The following is a 1,304-nucleotide window of genomic DNA, read 5'->3' on the forward strand; positions in this document are numbered from 1 at the left end:
GGTCTCGGCGTAGTGCATGGGGCCGCCGCGCCGGGCGGGGAACCCGTAGCCGGAGACATAGACGACGTCGATGTCGGAGGCACGCTGGGCGATCTGCTCGTCGAGGATCCGGGCGCCTTCGTTGACCAGGGCGAGGACGCAGCGCTCGACGATCTCCTCGTCGGTCAGGGTGCGTCGCTCGATGCCGGCCTCGCGCGCGCATTCGGCGATGATCTCGTCGACCAGCGGGTCCGGATGGGGGGTGCGGCTGCAGTCCTCGTAGCGGTAGTAGCCGGCGCCGGTCTTCTGGCCGAAGCGGTCCAGCTCGCAGATACGGTCGGGAACCGTGCAGTACCGCAGGTGGGCGGGTCGGGTGGCGGCCAGGCGCTTGCGGGTGGCCCAGTTGATGTCGAGGCCGGCGAGGTCGGCGACGTTGTGCGGGCCCATCGCCATGCCGAAGCGGGTCAGTGCCTGGTCGACCTGGAGCGGCGAAGCTCCTTCTTCCAGGAGGAAGTTGGCCTCGCGCCAGTACGGGGTGAGCATGCGGTTGCCGACGAAGCCTTCGTGGTTGCGCACAACGACCGGGACTTTGCCGATGCGCCGCGCTGCCGCGATGCACCCGGTGAGGGTGGCCGGGGAGGTGGCCGCGCCGCGCACCACTTCGAGGAGCCGCATGACGTTGGCGGGGCTGAAGAAGTGCAGGCCGATGACGTCCTGGGGGCGGGAGGTGACGGCGGCGATCTCGTCGACGGACAGTCGTGAGGTGTTGGAGGCGAGCATGGCACCGGGCTTGCAGACCGCGTCCAGTTGACGGAAGACGTCCTTCTTCACGTCCATGTTCTCGAAGACCGCCTCGATGACGAGGTCGGCGGCCGCGACGTCGTCCAGGACGAGGGTGGGGCGGATCAGCCCCATGCGTTCGTCGATCTGACCGGCGGTGAGCTTGCCCTTGGCAGCGGTGATCTCGTAGTTGTGGCGTATCCGCGTCACGCCCCGTTCCAGGGCCTTCTGGTCGCGCTCGAACAGAACGACGGGGATGCCCGCGTTCGCGAACGCCATGGCGATGCCGCCGCCCATGGTGCCGGCGCCGATCACGGCCGCCTTCGCGACCTGCGGCGCGGGTGTGTCCGCGGCCAGGCCGATGACCCTGGGGGCCTGGCGTTCGGCGAAGAAGATGTGGCGCAGCGCCTTGGATTCGGGCCCGGCGACCAACTCGTCGAACCGGGAGCGCTCATAGCGCAGGCCCTCGGCGAGAGGCAGGCGTGTGGCGGCCTCGACGCAGTCGATCGCCGCGTGCTGGGCCTGCGCGTTGCGGTCCTTCGCAC

Annotated in this window: 1 protein-coding gene; it reads right to left on the reverse strand. The window is 69.6% G+C overall.

Going from position 1 to position 1,304, the window contains the following annotated elements; all coding sequences use genetic code 11:
• Positions 1-1,304 (reverse strand): 3-hydroxyacyl-CoA dehydrogenase family protein (locus tag ACMZ42_RS27120; protein WP_415733442.1); only part of this gene is annotated, 1,304 nt, incomplete at both ends.

Source organism: Lysinibacillus sp. NPDC056185, from assembly GCF_047737915.1.
GTDB lineage: Bacteria > Bacillota > Bacilli > Bacillales_A > Planococcaceae > Lysinibacillus.